The organism is Microbacterium trichothecenolyticum, assembly GCF_041938625.1.
In the GTDB taxonomy this organism is placed as follows: domain Bacteria; phylum Actinomycetota; class Actinomycetes; order Actinomycetales; family Microbacteriaceae; genus Microbacterium; species Microbacterium trichothecenolyticum_D.
The window spans coordinates 4,121,296-4,138,394 of the sequence record NZ_CP169427.1 but is presented as its reverse complement, the minus strand read 5'-3'; the positions used below and the strand labels follow the sequence as shown (position 1 = coordinate 4,138,394).

At 69.4% G+C, this 17,099-nt stretch carries 12 protein-coding genes; 10 read left to right on the top strand and 2 right to left on the bottom strand.

Features of this window, described 5'->3' with window-relative positions:
* Positions 1–93 precede the first annotated feature (93 nt).
* Positions 94–642 carry a hypothetical protein gene (locus ACEYYH_RS19135; RefSeq protein ID WP_374975884.1) on the top strand — a complete coding sequence of 183 codons (549 nt, stop codon included), beginning with the start codon at positions 94–96 and terminating at the stop codon, positions 640–642.
* Between the two features lie 48 nt (positions 643–690).
* Here ACEYYH_RS19135 and ACEYYH_RS19130 read toward each other — a convergent pair whose 3' ends face one another.
* Positions 691–1,599: a LysR family transcriptional regulator gene (locus tag ACEYYH_RS19130; RefSeq protein ID WP_374978262.1), complete on the bottom strand. Its 909-nt coding sequence runs from the start codon at positions 1,597–1,599 to the stop codon at positions 691–693.
* Between the two features lie 164 nt (positions 1,600–1,763).
* On the opposite strand from ACEYYH_RS19130, the gene ACEYYH_RS19125 reads away from it, so the two are divergent.
* Together ACEYYH_RS19125 and ACEYYH_RS19120 are read left to right on the top strand one after the other, a co-directional pair.
* Positions 1,764–5,594: a proline dehydrogenase family protein gene (locus tag ACEYYH_RS19125; protein ID WP_374975883.1), complete on the top strand. Its 3,831-nt coding sequence runs from the start codon at positions 1,764–1,766 to the stop codon at positions 5,592–5,594.
* A 308-nt stretch (positions 5,595–5,902) separates the two neighbouring features.
* A complete protein-coding gene (locus tag ACEYYH_RS19120) occupies positions 5,903–8,134 on the top strand; it encodes an alpha/beta hydrolase-fold protein (protein ID WP_374975882.1) in 2,232 nt (743 codons plus the stop codon).
* Between the two features lie 117 nt (positions 8,135–8,251).
* On the opposite strand, the gene ACEYYH_RS19115 is transcribed toward ACEYYH_RS19120, so the two are convergent.
* Positions 8,252–9,277, bottom strand: a complete 1,026-nt coding sequence (locus ACEYYH_RS19115) for a LacI family DNA-binding transcriptional regulator (RefSeq protein WP_374975881.1) — start codon at positions 9,275–9,277, stop codon at positions 8,252–8,254.
* Between the two features lie 168 nt (positions 9,278–9,445).
* Here ACEYYH_RS19115 and ACEYYH_RS19110 point away from each other — a divergent pair, with 168 nt between their 5' ends.
* The 7 genes from ACEYYH_RS19110 (at position 9,446) to ACEYYH_RS19080 (ending at position 17,096) form a co-directional block, all read left to right on the top strand.
* Entirely contained in the window at positions 9,446–10,423 is a 978-nt protein-coding gene (locus tag ACEYYH_RS19110) for a sugar phosphate isomerase/epimerase family protein (protein ID WP_374975880.1), read from the top strand.
* Positions 10,420–12,180 (top strand): dihydroxyacetone kinase family protein, encoded by a 1,761-nt coding sequence (locus ACEYYH_RS19105; RefSeq protein WP_374975879.1) that lies wholly within the window; start codon positions 10,420–10,422, stop codon positions 12,178–12,180. Before ACEYYH_RS19110 ends, ACEYYH_RS19105 begins: the two co-directional genes overlap by 4 nt.
* Before the next feature lie 3 nt (positions 12,181–12,183).
* A complete protein-coding gene (locus ACEYYH_RS19100; RefSeq protein ID WP_374975878.1) occupies positions 12,184–12,642 on the top strand; it encodes a ribose-5-phosphate isomerase in 459 nt (152 codons plus the stop codon).
* Positions 12,639–13,595 carry a 3-hydroxyacyl-CoA dehydrogenase family protein gene (locus ACEYYH_RS19095; RefSeq protein WP_374975877.1) on the top strand — a complete coding sequence of 319 codons (957 nt, stop codon included), beginning with the start codon at positions 12,639–12,641 and terminating at the stop codon, positions 13,593–13,595. The genes ACEYYH_RS19100 and ACEYYH_RS19095 overlap by 4 nt, the downstream gene beginning before the upstream one ends.
* 193 nt (positions 13,596–13,788) lie before the next feature.
* Positions 13,789–15,147: an ABC transporter substrate-binding protein gene (locus ACEYYH_RS19090; RefSeq protein ID WP_374975876.1), complete on the top strand. Its 1,359-nt coding sequence runs from the start codon at positions 13,789–13,791 to the stop codon at positions 15,145–15,147.
* A gap of 72 nt (positions 15,148–15,219) precedes the next feature.
* Positions 15,220–16,173, top strand: a complete 954-nt coding sequence (locus ACEYYH_RS19085) for a carbohydrate ABC transporter permease (protein ID WP_374975875.1) — start codon at positions 15,220–15,222, stop codon at positions 16,171–16,173.
* Complete coding sequence (locus ACEYYH_RS19080) at positions 16,170–17,096, top strand: carbohydrate ABC transporter permease (protein WP_374975874.1); 927 nt, start codon at positions 16,170–16,172, stop codon at positions 17,094–17,096. Before ACEYYH_RS19085 ends, ACEYYH_RS19080 begins: the two co-directional genes overlap by 4 nt.
* Positions 17,097–17,099: the final 3 nt, after the last annotated feature.

The window sequence follows — 17,099 nt, the reverse complement described above, 5'->3', positions numbered from 1 at the left end:
ACGCAACGGGTTTGCCGCAGGCGGAGGACGCAGGTTGCCTGACAGTGGTGGCGTCGGCCGACCCCGTCGGCGCCGGAGGGAGAAGGAGGAGCCGTGGATACGACCACCCTGATCTGGATCATCGTCGGCGTCGTCATCGCACTCGCGATCGTCGTCGTCGCGCTGCTGCTGACCGCGCGCGGGCGTCGCGAACGTCGTCGCGAGCACCAGCACGATCGCGCGGAGAAGATGCGCGAAGAGGCGCGCGACACCGAGCTGCAGGCACGTCAGCACGAGGCCGAGGCGGCACGCGCTCGCGCCGACGCCGCGGCGGCAGCGGCGGCCGCGGAAGATGCGAAGGCCCGTGCTGCCGAAGCGTCGATGGACGCCGAGCGCCGCGCGGGACGCGTCGACGACCACCGTGCCGAAGCCGAAGACCTACGCCGGCAGCACGCGGAGGCGATGCGCAAGGCCGACGACGTCGACCCCTACGTCGACAGCACCCGTGGCCCCAGCGCCGCGACCCCGTCGGCCGACGCCCGCGATGTCGTCGCCGATGCCCGGCATCACGGCCACGCCGACACGCGCGACGAGGTCGCGAGCGACGAGATCACCCGGCCGCCCGCTCCGCCGGAACGCCGCGAGCGCACCGAACGCGCCTGAACGGGACACGGATGCTGCGACCCCGTCGCCGCACGACGGCCCTGCCCGTCAGGTGCGCGGGGTCGCAGCATCCGTCCGACCCAGCGGAAACGCGTCGTGCAGAGCGCGCCGCACCTCGAGGATGCCCGCGCGCGCCCCGGAGGCTGTGCGCTGGGCCGTGAAGATCTCGCGCACAGGGCGACCGGGCAGATCGAGCAGCGACACCGGGATCGCCGAGCCCTCCCACAGCAGGTCGGGCAGCACCGCGACCGCCTGTCCCGCCGCGACCAGACGTGCATGGGCCGAGAGATCGGCCAGCTCGTACCGCACATCGGGCTCGAAGCCGGCAGCCCGGCACTGCTGCACCGCCCACAGGCGCGCGGCGGTGCCGGCGGGCTCCATCACCCACGGACGCTCCCGCAGGTCGTCGAGCGAACGGGCCGGATCGACGGAGGCCACGGCCAGATGGATCGGATCGGTGCCGAGCGTGTCGCGCTCGAGGCCCTCGGCGTGGGCACGTGTGTGTCCGGGATACTGCTCGGCGATCACGAGGTCGACGCCCCGGGCGGTGAGCTCGAACAGACCGAGCTCCGGCGGCATCTCGACGAGCTCCACGCGCAGCGCGGGTGCGCGTTCGGCGAGCAGGGCGAGGGCGACGGGCACGATCGCGAGCGCCGCGGTCTGCATGACCGCGACCCGGACGGGCGCGAGACCGGGATGCAGCGACTCGAGCTCCCCACGCGCCTGCTCGTCGATATCGAGCGCCCGCGCCGCGTGCGCCGCGAGGATGCGGCCATGCTCGGTGAGTCGAACGCGTCGTCCTTCCGGTGCCAGCAGCGCGACCCCGGCCTCCTTCTCGAGCTGAGCGAGCTGCTGCGAGATCGTCGACGGGCTGTACGAGAGCGCCTCCGCGACCGCCGCCAGCGTGCCGCGCAGCGCGAGTTCGTGGAGCAGTCGCAGGCGTCGCAGTTCGAACATCGTCATCCCATCGAGAATCTCGAACAATATCAATCGTAGATGATCGCTTTTCACGAATGAATGGATGCCGCACCCTTGACCTCATGCAGCATGTGGAGCCGATTGCGCACGATGAGGTGCAGGCTGGAAGCACGGAGTCCGACGACGTGACGGCTGGAGTGCGAATGGAAGACCGATCCGACGAGCGCCTGGCCGGCCAGGCCGTCGCCCTGGCGCAGCGATGGATCGCCGAGAGCGCAGAGGTCGAGGTCGATCCGGCCGCCCAACGACTGGCCGGTGTGCTCAAGGACCCGAACGGCCTGCCTTTCACCATCGGGTTCGTCGACGGCGTGATGCGTCCGGAGAGCTTGTCGGCAGCGGCATCCCATCTCCATCGCGTCGCCCCCCTCGTACCCGAGTTCCTGCCCTGGTACCTGCGCGGCGCCGTGCGCGTGGGCGGCGCGGTCGCGCCGGTGCTGCCCTCGCCGGTCGTGCCGATCGCGCGCCGCGTGCTGCGCGAGATGGTCGGGCACCTCGTCGTCGACGCCCGGCCCGACAAGCTCGGTCCCGCGATCGCCGCGCTCCGTGAGAGCGGCGCGCGACTCAACCTCAACCTGCTGGGCGAGGCGGTGCTGGGCGAGCAGGAGGCGCTGCGGCGGCTGGAGGGCATCCACGATCTCATCCGCCGGCCCGACGTCGACTACGTCTCGGTGAAGGTCTCGGCGATCGCCAGCCACATCTCGATGTGGGCGTTCGACGAGGTGGTCGACAAGGTCGTGGACCGCCTGCGGCCGCTGTACCTGACCGCGGCCTCGGACCCTTCGACAAGCTCAGGGCAGGCCGGCTCGCAGAGCTCGCCGACGTTCATCAACCTCGACATGGAGGAGTACCGCGACCTCGATCTCACGATCGCGGTGTTCACGCGCCTCCTCGAGGACCCGCGCCTTCGGCAGCTCGAAGCCGGCATCGTGCTGCAGGCCTACCTCCCCGACGCCCTGCCCGCGCTCGAGCGCCTCACCGCGTGGGCGCAGCAGCGCGTCGACGGCGGCGGCGCGCGCGTCAAGGTGCGCCTCGTCAAGGGCGCCAACCTCGCGATGGAGCGTGTCGACGCCGTCATGCACGACTGGAGCCTTGCGACCTACGGCGAGAAGGTCGACTCCGACGCCAACTACGTGCGTTGCCTGCGCTTCGCGCTCGATCCGGCGCACACCCGAGCGGTGCGGGTCGGCGTCGCCGGGCACAACCTCTTCGACATCGCGTACGCGTGGCTGCTCGCCGGCGAGGCCGGGGTCCGGGGCGACACTTCGACAGAATCAGTGCAGGCGACATCGGGCGCCGCTGGCGCGTCCCCCGATGTCGAGTTCGAGATGCTGCTCGGCATGGCGCAGGGCCAGGTCGAGGCGGTCACGCGCGAGGTCGGCCACGTGCTGCTGTACGTGCCGGTGGTGCGCCCCGACGAGTTCGACGTGGCCATCAGCTACCTGGTGCGACGCCTCGAAGAGAACGCCTCGAGCGACAACTTCCTCTCGGCCGCCTTCGACCTCGCCGACGACCCCGCGATGTTCGACCGCGAGCGCGACCGGTTCCTCGCATCGCTCGCCCGCGCCGCCGACCCTGCTCTCGCGACCGGCCCGAACCGGCACCAGGACCGCGCCGCCGAGGCGGCCGCGAGCACAGAAGCCGCCGGTGCCGAGGCCCCGCGGGCCCAGGCGCGCCTGCGCCGCGCCTCCGCGGCGTCCGACGAGGCCGGTCTCACCCAGGCCGTGATCGGCATCGCGCGCTCGGCCGTGCCCGGCGACACCGCGCCGGTCGCGCGCTCCGTCCCCGAGCAGGTGTTCGGCGCCGAGGCGTTCGTCGAGACGGCGGTCTTCGCGCCGCGCGAGTCCGGCGTTCACGTCGCGGGCGCGCCCGGATTCCGCAACACCGCCGACAGCGATCCGGCCCTCCCGGCGAACCGGGCGTGGGCCCGCGGCATCCTGTCCCGCATCGAGACCTCGCGCACCGGCGATGCCACGGTCGAGGCTGCGCGCGTCACCGACGAGCCCACGCTGCAGCGCATCGTGGCGCGCGTGCGCGACGCCGCCCCGGCGTGGGGCGCCCTCCCCGCGGCCGAGCGCAGCGCCGTGCTGACCGCCGCAGCCCGGGCGCTCGAGGCGCGCCGCGGCGAGCTCATCGAGGTGGCCGCCTCTGAGACCGGAAAGGTCTTCGCCGAGGCCGACGTCGAGGTGAGCGAGGCCGTGGACTTCGCGAACTACTACGCCGCCACCGCGCGCGAGCTCGACCGCGTGAGCGGCGCCGTGTTCGAGCCGGCCCGGCTCACCGTGGTCACCCCGCCGTGGAACTTCCCGATCGCGATCCCCGCGGGCGGCGTGCTGGCGGCGCTCGCCGCGGGCTCGGGCGTCGTCTTCAAGCCGGCGCCGCAGGCACGGCGCTGCGCCGCGGTCGTCGCCGAAGCGCTGTGGGAGGCGGGCGTGCCGCGCGACGTCTTCGTGCTCGTCGACATCGACGAGGGCGGACTCGGGCAGACCCTTCTGTCGCACCCCGATGTCGACCGGGTGATTCTCACCGGCGCGTGGGAGACGGCGGCTCTGTTCCGCTCGTGGCGTCCCGATCTGCCGCTCCTCGCCGAGACCAGCGGCAAGAACGCGATGATCGTCATGCCGACCGCGGACCTCGACCTCGCGGCATCCGATCTCATCAAGAGCGCGTTCGGCCACGCCGGCCAGAAGTGCTCCGCGGCATCGCTCGCGATCCTGGTGGGTCCGGTCGGCCACTCGCAGCGCTTCGCGCGTCAGCTGGTGGATGCTGCGACCTCCCTGCGCGTCGGACCGCCATCGAACCCGCTCAGCGAGGTGGGCCCGGTCGTCGAGGTGCCTCGCGGCAAGCTCGAATGGGCGCTCACCACTCTGGACGAGGGGGAGTCCTGGCTCGTCGAGCCGAAGCGCGTGGACGCGGCGCCCGAGTACGATGGACGGCTCTGGGCCCCCGGTATCCGCACCGGTGTGCAGCCCGGCTCGCGCTTCCACCGCGAGGAGTTCTTCGGACCCGTGCTCGGCATCATGCACGCGTCATCGCTCGCGCATGCGATCGAGCTCCAGAACGCCGTCGCCTACGGACTCACCGCCGGTCTCTACACCCAGAACCCCGATGATCTCGCGCTGTGGCTCGACCGTGTGGAGGCGGGCAACCTGTACGTCAACCGCGGCATCACCGGCGCGATCGTGCAGCGCCAGCCGTTCGGCGGCTGGAAGCGCTCGTCGGTCGGCGCCGGCGCCAAGGCGGGCGGACCCAACTACCTCGTGGGCCTCGGCCGCTGGCGCGCGACCTCCGGCGCCCCGGCGTCGGCGACGCTGCACCTGCGAGGTCTCGACACCCGCATCGCGGCACTCATCGAGGCCGCCCAGCCGTCGCTGGACTACGAAGCCTTCGAGTGGCTCCGCCGCGGCGCCCTGTCGGACGCGATCGCGTGGGACCGTGAGTTCGGCCAGGTGAAGGACGTCTCGGGCCTCGGCGTCGAACGCAACCTGTTCCGCTATCGCCCGATCCCGTCGGTTGCGCTGCGCGCCACCGCGGACGCCTCGTGGCAGGCCGTGCTGCGTGTCGTGATCGCGGGCCTCCGCGCCGGATCGCGACTGACGCTCAGCGCGCCCGTGGGCCTCCCCGCCGCCGTGCGCCGCGTGCTCGCGGAGGAGGACGTCGCCGTCTTCGTCGAGACCGACGAGCAGTGGCTCGAGCGCTTCACCGCCGTCGACATCGTCGCAGCGGCCGCCGACGCCGACGCCGACCCCGAGCCCCGGCCCGCGCGCGTGCGGCTCATCGGCCAGGCCGACTCGGTCGCCGCGCTGCACAGCCTCGTCGCGCAGGCAGTGGGCGGCGACCCCGACCTCGCGGTCTACGACAACGAGGTGACCACCGCGGGCCGGCTCGAGCTGCTTCCGTTCCTGCACGAGCAGTCCGTGACGATCACCGCGCACCGCTTCGGCAACCCCGACCCCTGGTCGGAGGAAGTGATCTGACAGACGGATGCGGGTTCGCATGCGCCGCATGCGAACCCGCGGCGGGCGATCCCCGCACGTCGTCTGACGTGGGGGCGCGACTTCTCGACCGTGAGTCCGCATCCCAATTACAACGTTAAATATTCTTCTTGACATGCGTCCCGCCCGTTGGCCACGATGGTTCTCGGAAGAATTTACGACGTTGTAAATCGCAGCCACACCGTGCGAATCGCACACGTCGTGACCGTCCACAGTGATGAGGGGAGACCCTCTGCAAGGCGAGTCCACCGCGCATGTCAATGTGCACGACGCAGTGAGGAACCAATCGAATGAGTGTGAAGGAACAGCGGCGACGGGGCCGCCGACGGAGTCGCCGGGCGTTGCCCGCGGTGCTCGCCGCGGCGGTGGTGGTCGGAGGAACTCTGGTCGCGGCGACGCCCGCGGCCGGCGCCGGAAGCGACCAGTGGGTGTCGTTGCCGCCCAACGCCCCCGGCGTCGAAGACGTCTACCGCTTCACGGTGCCCAACGCGGCCATCCAGCCGGCGACAGGCATCGACGGGGCCGTCGTCGCGGTCGAGGGCAACTTCGCCCCCGGTAAGACGTGGACCACCCTGAACATGGGGTTGAGCGGCGGCAACTGGACGTCGACGATCGGACCCCTCGAGCCCGGCCTGTACTACTACCAGTACTCCGCCCGCCCGGCCTGGAACCAGGATGCGATCCCGTTCCGCAACCCCGCCACTCCGCAGGAGGTGACCTCGAAGCCGGCGTGGAACACGCTGTTCGTCGACGGTCCGGGTGCCGAATGGCTGGCGGACGTTCCCGACGGAGGGGTGCTGGAGGACCTCACCTACCAGAGCTCCGTCACAGGTGCGGAGCGCTCGGCGCTGGTGTGGACCCCGCCGGGCTACGACGAGAACCGTGCCGAGCCCTACCCCGTGCTCTACCTTCTGCAGGACGAGGGCCAGAGCTATCGCGAGTGGGTGGAGCTCGGGCGACTGAAGCAGATCCTTGACAACCTCACCGTCTCGGGCGACGCCGAGCCGATGGTGGTCGTGATGGGTGACGGCGAGTCGAGCGAGATCCGCGGCGAGGTCGTGAAGAACCTCCTTCCGGCGGCGGAAGGAGCGTTCAACGTGTCGAGCGACGGTACGGATCGCGCAATCGCCGGAATCGGTCGCGGTGCCGCGCAGGCCCTCAGCCTTCAGGTCAGCGCGACGGGCGAGTTCTCGGATGTCGGCTCGTTCTCGGGGCACCTCGAGCAGAACATCGGCAAGGGCAAAGCGCGCCAGATCAACGACGCGACCGACCTCATCCGCCTCTACGTCGGTAACGTCACCGACCCGAGCTACAACGCGACGGCGAACCTCGCCGACAAGCTCGGCGCCGCCGGCGTCGAGTTCCAGTCGGACGGCTCCGACCCCGAGACCGGCGGCACGTGGGACACCTGGCAGAAGAACCTGCACGACTTCGCGCAGCGCGTCTTCCAGTCACCGGGTGACACCGGACCGAGTGAGGGGCATCTCCCACTCGAGCCGCACTCGCTGCCCGCACCGGGTACGACTCCGACGCCGTGGATCGACGAGAACGGTGTGGTCACCTTCGAGACCGGGACGGAGTTCGCCGGGGCGAACAACGTGACGGTCTGGGGCAACTTCGGGCCGGGAGGCAGCTGGCCGCGTACGCCGATGACGAAGCAGGAGGACGGGCGCTGGCGCCTGACGATGCCGGTCGAGGCGGGTTCGTACTACTACAAGTTCGTCGTCGAGGGCGCGGACCGCAAGGACCAGACCAACCCCACGAAGGTGACGTCGGAGCCCAACTGGAGCACCTTCCAGGTGCCCGGCGACGAGACGCTCCGCGGCGAGTACACGACGCCGGTCGCACCCGGGGCGCGGGGCACCGTCGCGGTCATGAGCTACACCAGCAGCGCGAGCGGCAATCCCACTCGCTCGGCCTACGTGTGGACGCCCCCGGGCTACGACCCCGATCGCGCTGAGCCCTACCCGGTGTTCTACCTCCAGCACGGTGGCGGACAGACGTGGACGGACTGGATCGAGGTCGGCTTCGCCGCCCAGATCCTGGACAACCACCTCGCCAAGGGCGACATCGTCCCCATGGTGGTCGTGATGGCCAACGGCAACGGCGTGAACTTCCCCAACGAGATCACGCAGCGCATCAGCGTTGCCGCCGAGGCGCAGTACAACGTCAGCAGCGCCCCTGAGGACCGCGCGCTGGCCGGCCTGTCGATGGGATCTGCTGCGGCGCTGAGCACGCTGTATACGTACCCGGGCCAGTTCGCCTACATCGGGGCAATGTCGGCGTTCACCAACCCCCCGGCGGGCGCGAACGTCGCAGCGATCAACGAGGGGACGAAGCTCCTGCGCATCTACTCGGGTGACATGCAGGACTTCACCTACCAGAACACGCTGAGCCTCATCAGCGCGCTGAACAACCGCGGGATCGAGCACGAGTTCGCTCCGATCATCCCCGGCCCGCACAGCTGGGACGTCTGGCAGAAGGCGTTGATCGATCTGCTGCCGCGTCTCTTCAAGGGCTGACGCCTCAGCCGGCACTCCAACGGAGTGACACCGTCGTCGATCTCGGCGACGGTGTCACTCCGTCGGCACGCGAGAGCCGACCTCCGGGCGTTGCGGAGGGCTGACGCTGGGTGCTTCTCAGTCGTCAGCGCTGATGAAACCGGTCGACTCGCGCTTGACGATGCGGAAGTCGGGTTTGAAGGTCTCGGGCGGCCGGCGCTCGCCCTTCTCGTTGATGCGCTCGATGAGCCGGTCGACCGCGATCGCGGCGATCTCGTCGCGGCCCGGATCGACGGTCGTCATGGAGGGCACCGACCACTTGCTCTCGTCGATGTTGTCGAAGCCGATCACCGCGACGTCGTCGGGGACGCGCAGACCTTCTTCGCCGAGCGCGCGCAGCACTCCGAGTCCGAGGGTGTCGCTCAACGCGAAGACCGCATCGAACTCCACGCCTTCGCGAACCAGCAGATGTGCGGCGGCCGCGCCCCCGGGCCGGTTCCATCGCGACATCTCGGTTGGACGCACGAGCGCAGGGTCCAGGTCGATGCCTGCGCGCTCGAGCGCGCGGACGTAGCCCTTGAGGCGCAGATTCGCCGAGCTCGCCTCGTCGCGGCCGTGAAGGTCGGCGCCGATCAGGGCGATCCGACGGCGGCCGATCTCGAGGAGATGCTCCACGGCGGCCTCAGCGGAGGAGGTGTTGTGCATCGTGACGTGATCGGTCGGCCCGCCGAAGATGCGCTCGCCCAGCAGAACGAGGGGCCCCTCCACCGCGAGGGCGGCGGCATCCTCCTGCCCCAGGCTGACGGGGCTGAAGAGGAGTCCGTCGAGAAAGCGCGGGCGGCTCGTCGACACCGCGAGCAGCTCCCCCTCGCGCTGGCCGCTCGTCTGTTCGACCATGACGCCGAGGCCGCGCTTCTCAGCGGCGCGGATGACGGCATCGGCGAGCTCGGCGAAGTAGTTCTCACGCAATGACGGCACGGCGAGGCCGATCACGCCGGTGCGGCCGGAGCGGAGTCCCCGCGCCGAGAGGTTCGGGCGATAGTCGAGCTGCTCGATCGCCTCGTTGACGCGATCCCGCGTGCCCGGGCGCACGTGAGGGTAGTCGTTGATGACGTTGGACACGGTCTTTATCGAGACGCCGGCCACCCGTGCGACGTCATGCATCGTCGGTCCCATCGATGCTCCCGCCTGCCGTCCGAACCTCTGTACTCTACTGCCCGCCGACCCCCGAGCACGGATGTCCGCGCAGTTGCCCTTCCGTGCGTCTCACGGAGAAATGCAACGTTGTAAACTAGTGTACCTTGCCGGTATGACGTCATCGAGGACGAAAGAATGCTGAGTTCGAAGGACTGGCCGATCGCGGCGGCGATGCTCCCGCTCGGGGATGCCCACCCCATCGATGGACCGGAGTCGTCCGCAGAGCGCTGGCTGTCGGATCTCATCGAGGTGAGCGACGAGGGCTTCTCGGAGGTCGATCTCACCGACTCCTGGACCCGGTACGGCGACCTCGACGGCGACCAGGTCGCGGTCCTGCGTGAGTGCCTCACGTCGGCGGGGCTGACCGCCGCCTCCCTCTCGGCCATCCGCCGCAGCGTGATCGACGAGCAGTACGGCCAGGAGCACCTCGCCTACGCTCACCGCACGATCGACTTCGCCGCCGAGCTCGGCATCCCGGTCGTCTCGGTGGGGCTTCACCGCGCACTCACTCCCGCCCAGCGGGAGCAGCTCTGGTTCTGGACGGCCGACGGCCACCGCGACCCCTTCGGAGACGACGACGCATGGGCGCTCGCCGTCGGGCGCCTGCGCGAGCTCGGGCGGCACGCGGATGAGATGGGGCTGCTGCTCTCGCTCGAGATGTACGAGCACACCTTCCTGGGCAGCGCGGAGTCCTCGGTGCGCCTCGTCGAGGACATCGGCCTGGACGCCGTCGGTCTCAACCCCGACATCGGCAACCTCATCCGGCTCCACGAACCCGTGGAAGACTGGCGCGCGGTCGCGGAGGCGACCATGCCGTACGCCAACTTCTGGCACGTGAAGAACTACACCCGCGACGAGGATGCCTCGGCCGGCCTGTACTCGACCGTCCCGACGTCGCTCGAGCTGGGCGTCATCAACTACCGCGAAGCAGTGAAGATCGCCGTGCGAAACGGCTTCCAGGGCGTCATCTGCGTGGAGCACTACGGCGGGGACGGCTTGAGCGTGAGCGCCACGAACCGGGACTACCTGCGCGATCGCGTGCTGCCTCGACGGGAGTATGCGGCAGGCGTCAGCAGAGTGCGTCAGACCCACGTGCCGGCGGTGTCGCGATGACCCGCATCCTGGGTGACGCCGACGCGTTCGTCGCAGACGCCCTCCGAGGCTTCGCGCGCGCTCACGCGGACGAGGTCTCGCTGGTCGACGGAGGGGTCGTGCGCGTGAACCCGCTCGAGCCCGGAAAGGTCGCGGTCCTCATCGGCGGCGGCTCGGGGCACTACCCGGCCTTCGCCGGCTACGTGGGGACGGGTCTGGCGGCGGGCGCCGTGTGCGGCAACGTCTTCACCTCTCCATCGACCGCTCAGGCGCTCCGCGTGGCACATGCCGCCGACGCAGGCGGCGGCATCCTCTTCACCTACGGCCGGTACGCGGGCGACGTGATCCATTTCGGGGAGGCCGAGCGGCGCCTGCGCGACGAAGGGATCGATGCGCGCACGGTCCTCATCACCGACGACGTCGCGAGTGCGCCACCGGAGGCGGCCGACGAACGGCGCGGGATCGCCGGGATCGTCTGCGTCTTCCATATCGCCGGTGCCGCAGCAGAGCGCGGGGACACGATCGACGAGGTGGAGCGCCTCGCCGCGCACGCCAACAGCCGGACCCGCAGCCACGGCGTCGCCTTCGCCGGCTGCACGCTCCCCGGCGCCGATCACGCCCTGTTCGAGGTTCCCGCGGGACAGATGTCGATCGGCCTCGGCATCCACGGTGAGCCCGGCGTCCGCGATGTTCCCCTGCAGTCCGCGTCAGAGCTGGCCGTCACGCTCGCGGCGCCCCTTCTGGAGGAGCGGCCGCACGACGGCCGCCGCGCCGCGGTGATCGTGAACGGACTCGGGTCGGTGAAGTACGAGGAGCTGTTCGTGCTCTTCGGATGCGTCGTCGAACATCTCGAGGCGCAGGGCGTCGAGATCGTGGAGCCGCTGTGCGGGGAGTTCGTCACCAGCCTCGACATGGCGGGCGTCTCGCTCACGCTGCTCTGGCTCGACGACGAACTCGAAGAGCTGTGGCGGGCTCCGGCCTCCTCGCCCGCCCTCCGCAAGGGGGGCTGGTCTGCGGATACGCCGTCCGTGAGAGCGACCGCCGCCGGCCGACCCGCCGAAGTCGAGTCCGGGCCCGGCGTCGGGCAGGCCCCGGCACCGGCGACCTCGGCACCGGCGACCCCCGCCGCGCAGCGGGCTGCCGTGCTCGCGCGGCGCATGCTGATCAGCGCGCGGGAAGCGATCGCGGCGGAAGCGGATCGCCTGGGCGAGCTCGACGCGATCGCCGGCGACGGCGATCACGGCATCGGCATGACACGAGGCCTCACCGCTGCGGTGGAGGCGGCGGAGTCCGCGGACGAGTCGATCGGAGTGGAAGAGCTGCTCGAGCGCGCAGGCGACGCATGGTCGGAGACGGCGGGCGGGACATCGGGGGCCCTCTGGGGCGCTGCGCTCGCGGAGGTCGGGCGCTCGCTCGGGTCGCCCGAAGCATTCACCGCGGCGGATGTCGCGGCGGCGGTCGCATCGGCGCACGCCAGAGTGGCGGCGCTCGGCGGGGCGGCGCCGGGCGACAAGACGATGCTCGATGCGATGGCACCTTTCGACCAGACGCTCACGGAACGGGTGCAGGCAGGGACCGGCCTCGCGGCGACACTCGCCGCCGCGGCGGCCGCGGCCCGCTCAGGCGCTGACGCGACATCGGCCATGACCCCCCGACGTGGTCGGGCGCGTCCACTCGCCGAGCGCAGCATCGGGCACCCCGATCCGGGTGCCGTCTCGTTCTCGATCATCGCCGCCGATCTCGCGGGGTGGGTCGCGGACTTCAACGGATCGGAGTGATCAATGGGCTGGAGAATCGTGATCGGCGCCGACGACGCCGGCTTCGCATACAAGGAGACGCTGCGAGAGCTGCTCGCCGCCGACTCGCGGGTGGACAGCGTCGTGGATGTCGGGGTGGCGAGCGCCGAGGCGACGCCGTACCCGAGGGTCGCGGTGGAAGCGGCGTCGATCGTGGCGAGAGGTGACGCCGACCGCGCGCTCCTCATCTGCGGCACGGGGCTCGGAGTCGCGATCACCGCGAACAAAGTGCGCGGGATCCGCGCCGTGACCGCCCACGACAGCTACTCGGTGGAGCGGTCGGTCAAGAGCAACAACGCCCAGGTTCTCACCCTCGGGGCGCGGGTGATCGGCCTGGAGCTCGCCAAGAAGCTCGTCGACGAATGGCTGGAGCATCGCTTCGACCCCGGCTCCGCATCCGCGGCGAAGGTCCGCCTGATCGACGAATACGAGGAGGAAGCATGATGATCTCGACGGTGGCCGTCGTCGGCTCCGGCTACATGGGCGGCGGGATCGCCCAGGTCCTGGCGCTCGCAGGCAGGTCGGTCGTCCTGGCCGATGCCAGCGCCGAGCTCGCCCACTCCAACCGAGAGCGCCTCATCCGCGAGGCGGACGACTACGGCCGACGTGGGATCTTCCCCGTGGACGCCGCCGACCTGGTCGCGGAGCGCGTCTCGGCGTCGACGTCGATCGAGGAGGCGGTGGCCGACGTCGACCTCGTCGAAGAGGCCGTGCCCGAGATCCTCGAACTCAAGCACGAGACGCTGCGGCGCATCAGCGGGAGCTGTCGCGCCGACACGATCATCGGGAGCAACACCTCCACGATCTCGATCGGCACGCTCGCGCAGGCCGTCGAGGATCCGACGCGATTCCTCGGCGTGCACTTCAGCAACCCCGCCACCTTCATCCCCGGAGTCGAGGTCATCCCGCACGCGGAGACCGACCCGAGCGCCGTCGAGAGGATCGTCGAGCTCCTGGGCGAATGCGGGAAGGTGGGCGTGCCCATCGCCGACGTGACGGGTTTCGTGCTGAACCGCCTGCAGTACGCCCTGTTCAGTGAGGCGGCGCGCCTCGTCGACGAAGGGGTCGCGACACCGGAGGCCGTGGATCTGATCGCCCGGACGACCTTCGGGTTCCGGCTGCCCTTCTTCGGCCCGTTCGCGATCGCGGACATCGCGGGGCTGGACGTCTACGAGTTCTGCTATCGGTCGCTCCACGAGGCGTATCCGGATCGGTTCACCTCACCCGGGATCCTCAACGAGCGCGTCGAGCGCGGCGAGAAGGGTGTGAAGTCCGGCCGCGGGTTCCTCGCCACCCCGCCAGATCGCGCCCCCGAGCTCGCCGCCTACCGGGACGAGGCCTACGCCGCGCTGTCGGCTCTCCTCCGCGAGCTGGGACGCGCTCCCGTCGACTACTGAGGCGCAAGTTTCGCCCGCGGCGGAGAAATTCCCGCCGCTCTCTTGACACACAGATGCCGCGATGGGAAAGTGTCTACAACGTTGCTCTACAACGTTGTAGACCACGCGGAGAACGAGTTGCTCCCGAGTGACCCTGAGCACCCGCAACGGTCGCGCACCGACGAAGAAGTCCCGCAAACCGAAAGGAACTCCAGTGAAGACGAAGCCTGTCCTTGCTGCGATCACGATGCTCGCAGTAGCCGGTGCCCTCGCGGCCTGCACCGCCGGCGGTGACGGTGGCGACGGCGGAGGCGGCGCCGACGCATCCAACTGCACCAACGAGATCAAGAACCCCGACGCTCCCGTCGTCACCTTGTGGGCGTGGTACCCCAACTCCGAGGCCGTCGTCGACAACTTCAACGAGGAGAACGACGACGTCCAGGTCTGCTGGACGAACGCGGGCGCCGGTGGCGACGCCTACGACAAGTTCCAGACGGCGATCTCGGGCGGCAGCGGTGCTCCTGACGTCATGATGGTCGAGGCCGACCGCATCGCGGTCTTCCAGGCCCAGGACGCCCTCGTCGACCTGAGCGACCTCGGCTATGAGGACGTCAAGGACAACTTCAGCGAAGGCGCGTGGAAGGACGTCTCCGTCGGCGACGGCGTCTACGGCGCTCCGATCGACGGCGGCCCGATGGGCATGATCTACCGCACCGATATCTTCGAGCAGTACGGCATCACGCCGCCCACCACGTGGGAGGAGTTCGAGGCGACCGCGCAGCAGGTCAAGGACGCCGGAGGTCCGGTCTTCGCGAGCTTCGCTGCGAACCAGCCCGCAGCGGTGACGGCGTACATGTACCAGACCGGCGCCGAGCCGTTCACGTACGACCCCGCCAACGAGGGTCAGATCGGGATCAACCTCAACAGCCCGGAGATCAAGGAAGTCCTCGACTACTGGGCGGGCCTCGTCGAGAAGGGCCTCGTGGGCACGGAGGACCAGTTCACTCCCGAGTACATCGCCGGTGTCATCGGCGGCGATTACGCCACGTACCTCTCGGCGGCCTGGGCTCCCGGCTACCTCCAGGGTGCGGGCGTCGGCGAGGGTGCGGACGAAGGCGTGTGGGCGACCGCTCCGCTGCCGCAGTGGGATCCGGCCAACCCCGTCGCGATCAACTGGGGCGGCTCGGCGTTCTCGGTGAGCAGCCAGGCGGACGACCCGGAGCTGGCGGCGAAGGTGGCCTTCGGGGTCTACGCCGACCAGGCGTCGCTCGATCAGGGCTGGCAGGAGCAGATCATCTTCCCGCTCAACGTGGACGTGCTGGAGGACCCGGCGTTCCAGGACTACGAGGTGCCTTTCTTCAGCGGCCAGCAGGCCAACAAGGAGGTGTACGTCCCGGCGGCGAATGCCTACAAGGGCATGGTCTACACGCCGCTCCAGCAGTTCTACTACTCGACCCTCACCGAGCAGATCCAGAACATCAACGACGGATCCGCTACGGGTTCTGAAGCCGCGGACGCGCTCCAGGAGGCTGTCGTGGCCTACGCGGAGGAGCAGGGCTTCACTGTCGAGTGACATGGCACGGGGGGCCGGTCCGTGCTCGCGCGGATCGGCCCCCTGGTCGTTCCCTTCTGACCCGGAGAAATCATGACCACCTCAACCGCAAGTCCCCCAACGAAGAAGGGGTCGAGCCCTTTCACGAAGAAGGGCGGTCGTCGCTCGACCGCCGCTCGTCAGAACCTCTTCGGATGGCTCTTCGTCGGACCGTTCGGGATCGTCTTCCTGGCTCTGCTCGTCGTGCCGATCGGCTACGCGCTCTACTTGAGCCTCTTCCAGAAGTCGCTCATCGGCGGCACCCGGTTCGTCCTCTTCGGCAACTACGCCAAGGCGTTCACAGACCCGAACTTCCTCGACGGCGTCTGGTTCGTCATCCGGTTCTCGCTGGTGCTCATTCCGCTGCAGATGGCGATCTCGCTGGCCATCGCCCTGATGCTCGACATCATCGTGACCCGGTTCGCCCGGTTCTCGCGGCTCATGATCTTCATGCCGTATGCGATCCCGACGGTGATCGGCGCGCTGATGTGGGGGTTCCTCTACAGCGAGAACTTCGGCCCGCTCGCGGACATCTTCGGAATTTTCGGAGCTGAGGCTCCTGATTTCCTGAGCAAGAGCCTGATCTTCTACGGCCTCCTCAACATCGTCACGTGGCAATGGGCCGGCTATTACATGATCATCCTCTATGCAGCGCTGCAGGGGATCGACCCGACCCTGTACGAGGCGGCACGCATCGATGGCGCCTCGCAGTGGCAGATCATCCTGCGGATCAAGATCCCGCTCCTCTCGCCGGCACTCCTGCTCATTCTCGTCTTCGCTCTCATCGGAACCCTGCAATTCTTCAATGAGCCGAAGATCCTCCAGGAGCTGGCGGCAGGGTCCATCCCGAACGACTTCACGCCCAACATCTACGCCTTCTATCAGGCGTTCTCACTGGCGAACTACAACTACGGCGCGGCGATCTCGTTCGCCCTCGGTGCCGTCGTCTTCGTCTGCGTCTACATCTTCCTGTTCGCAACCCGCAAGCGAGGGAGCTTCTTCGAATGAGTGCCACGCCTATCGAGATCACCGAGACCCGCGGCAAGCCGCGCAAGCTCGTCGAGCGACGGTCGGCCCCGCGCACCCGCGGGCGTGCGTCGCTGAACATCGTGCTGGCGCTGCTCGTGGTCTACTTCCTGGTGCCGTTCTGGTGGCTGATCGTCAACAGCTCCAAGACCGCGGCCGGCCTCTTCGGGGGCGACAATGCCCTGTGGTTCGCGGACGACATCAACTACCTCGGCAACCTCGTCGACCTGTTCACCTACGGCGGCGGGATCTACGCGCGATGGCTGGCGAACACCGCCCTCTATGCCGTCCTGGGCGGGATGGGCGCCACGGTGCTCGCGGTCCTCGCGGGGTACGGCTTTGCGAAGTACCGGTTCGCGGGGCGCCGGGCCGCCTTCGCGATCCTGCTCGGCGCCGTCATGGTGCCGACGACCGCGCTCGTGATCCCCACCTTCGTCCTGTTCGCGCAGGTGGGCTGGACGAACACGATCTGGGCCGTGATCTTCCCCTCGCTGCTCAATCCCTTCGGTGTCTACCTCATGAACGTGTACGCGCGCGATGCCGTGCCCGACGAGCTCCTCGACGCCGCCCGCGTGGATGGCGCGGGGGAGTTCCGCACGTTCTTCCGGGTCGCACTGCCGATGCTGCGGCCCGCGATCGTGACCGTGCTGCTGCTGTCGGTCGTGGCCGTGTGGAACAACTACTTCCTTCCGCTCGTGATGCTCTCCGACAACCGGCTGTTCCCCGTCACCGTCGGCATCGGCGTCTGGCAGTCGACCGCGTCCACGTACGGCGCGGCGGGCGGGCAGACGCTGTGGAGCATCATCATCCTCGGCTCGCTGGTGTCGGTCATCCCGCTGATCATCGCCTTCCTCGCGCTGCAGAAGTACTGGCGGGGCGGTCTCGCCATCGGAAGCCTCAAGTGATCT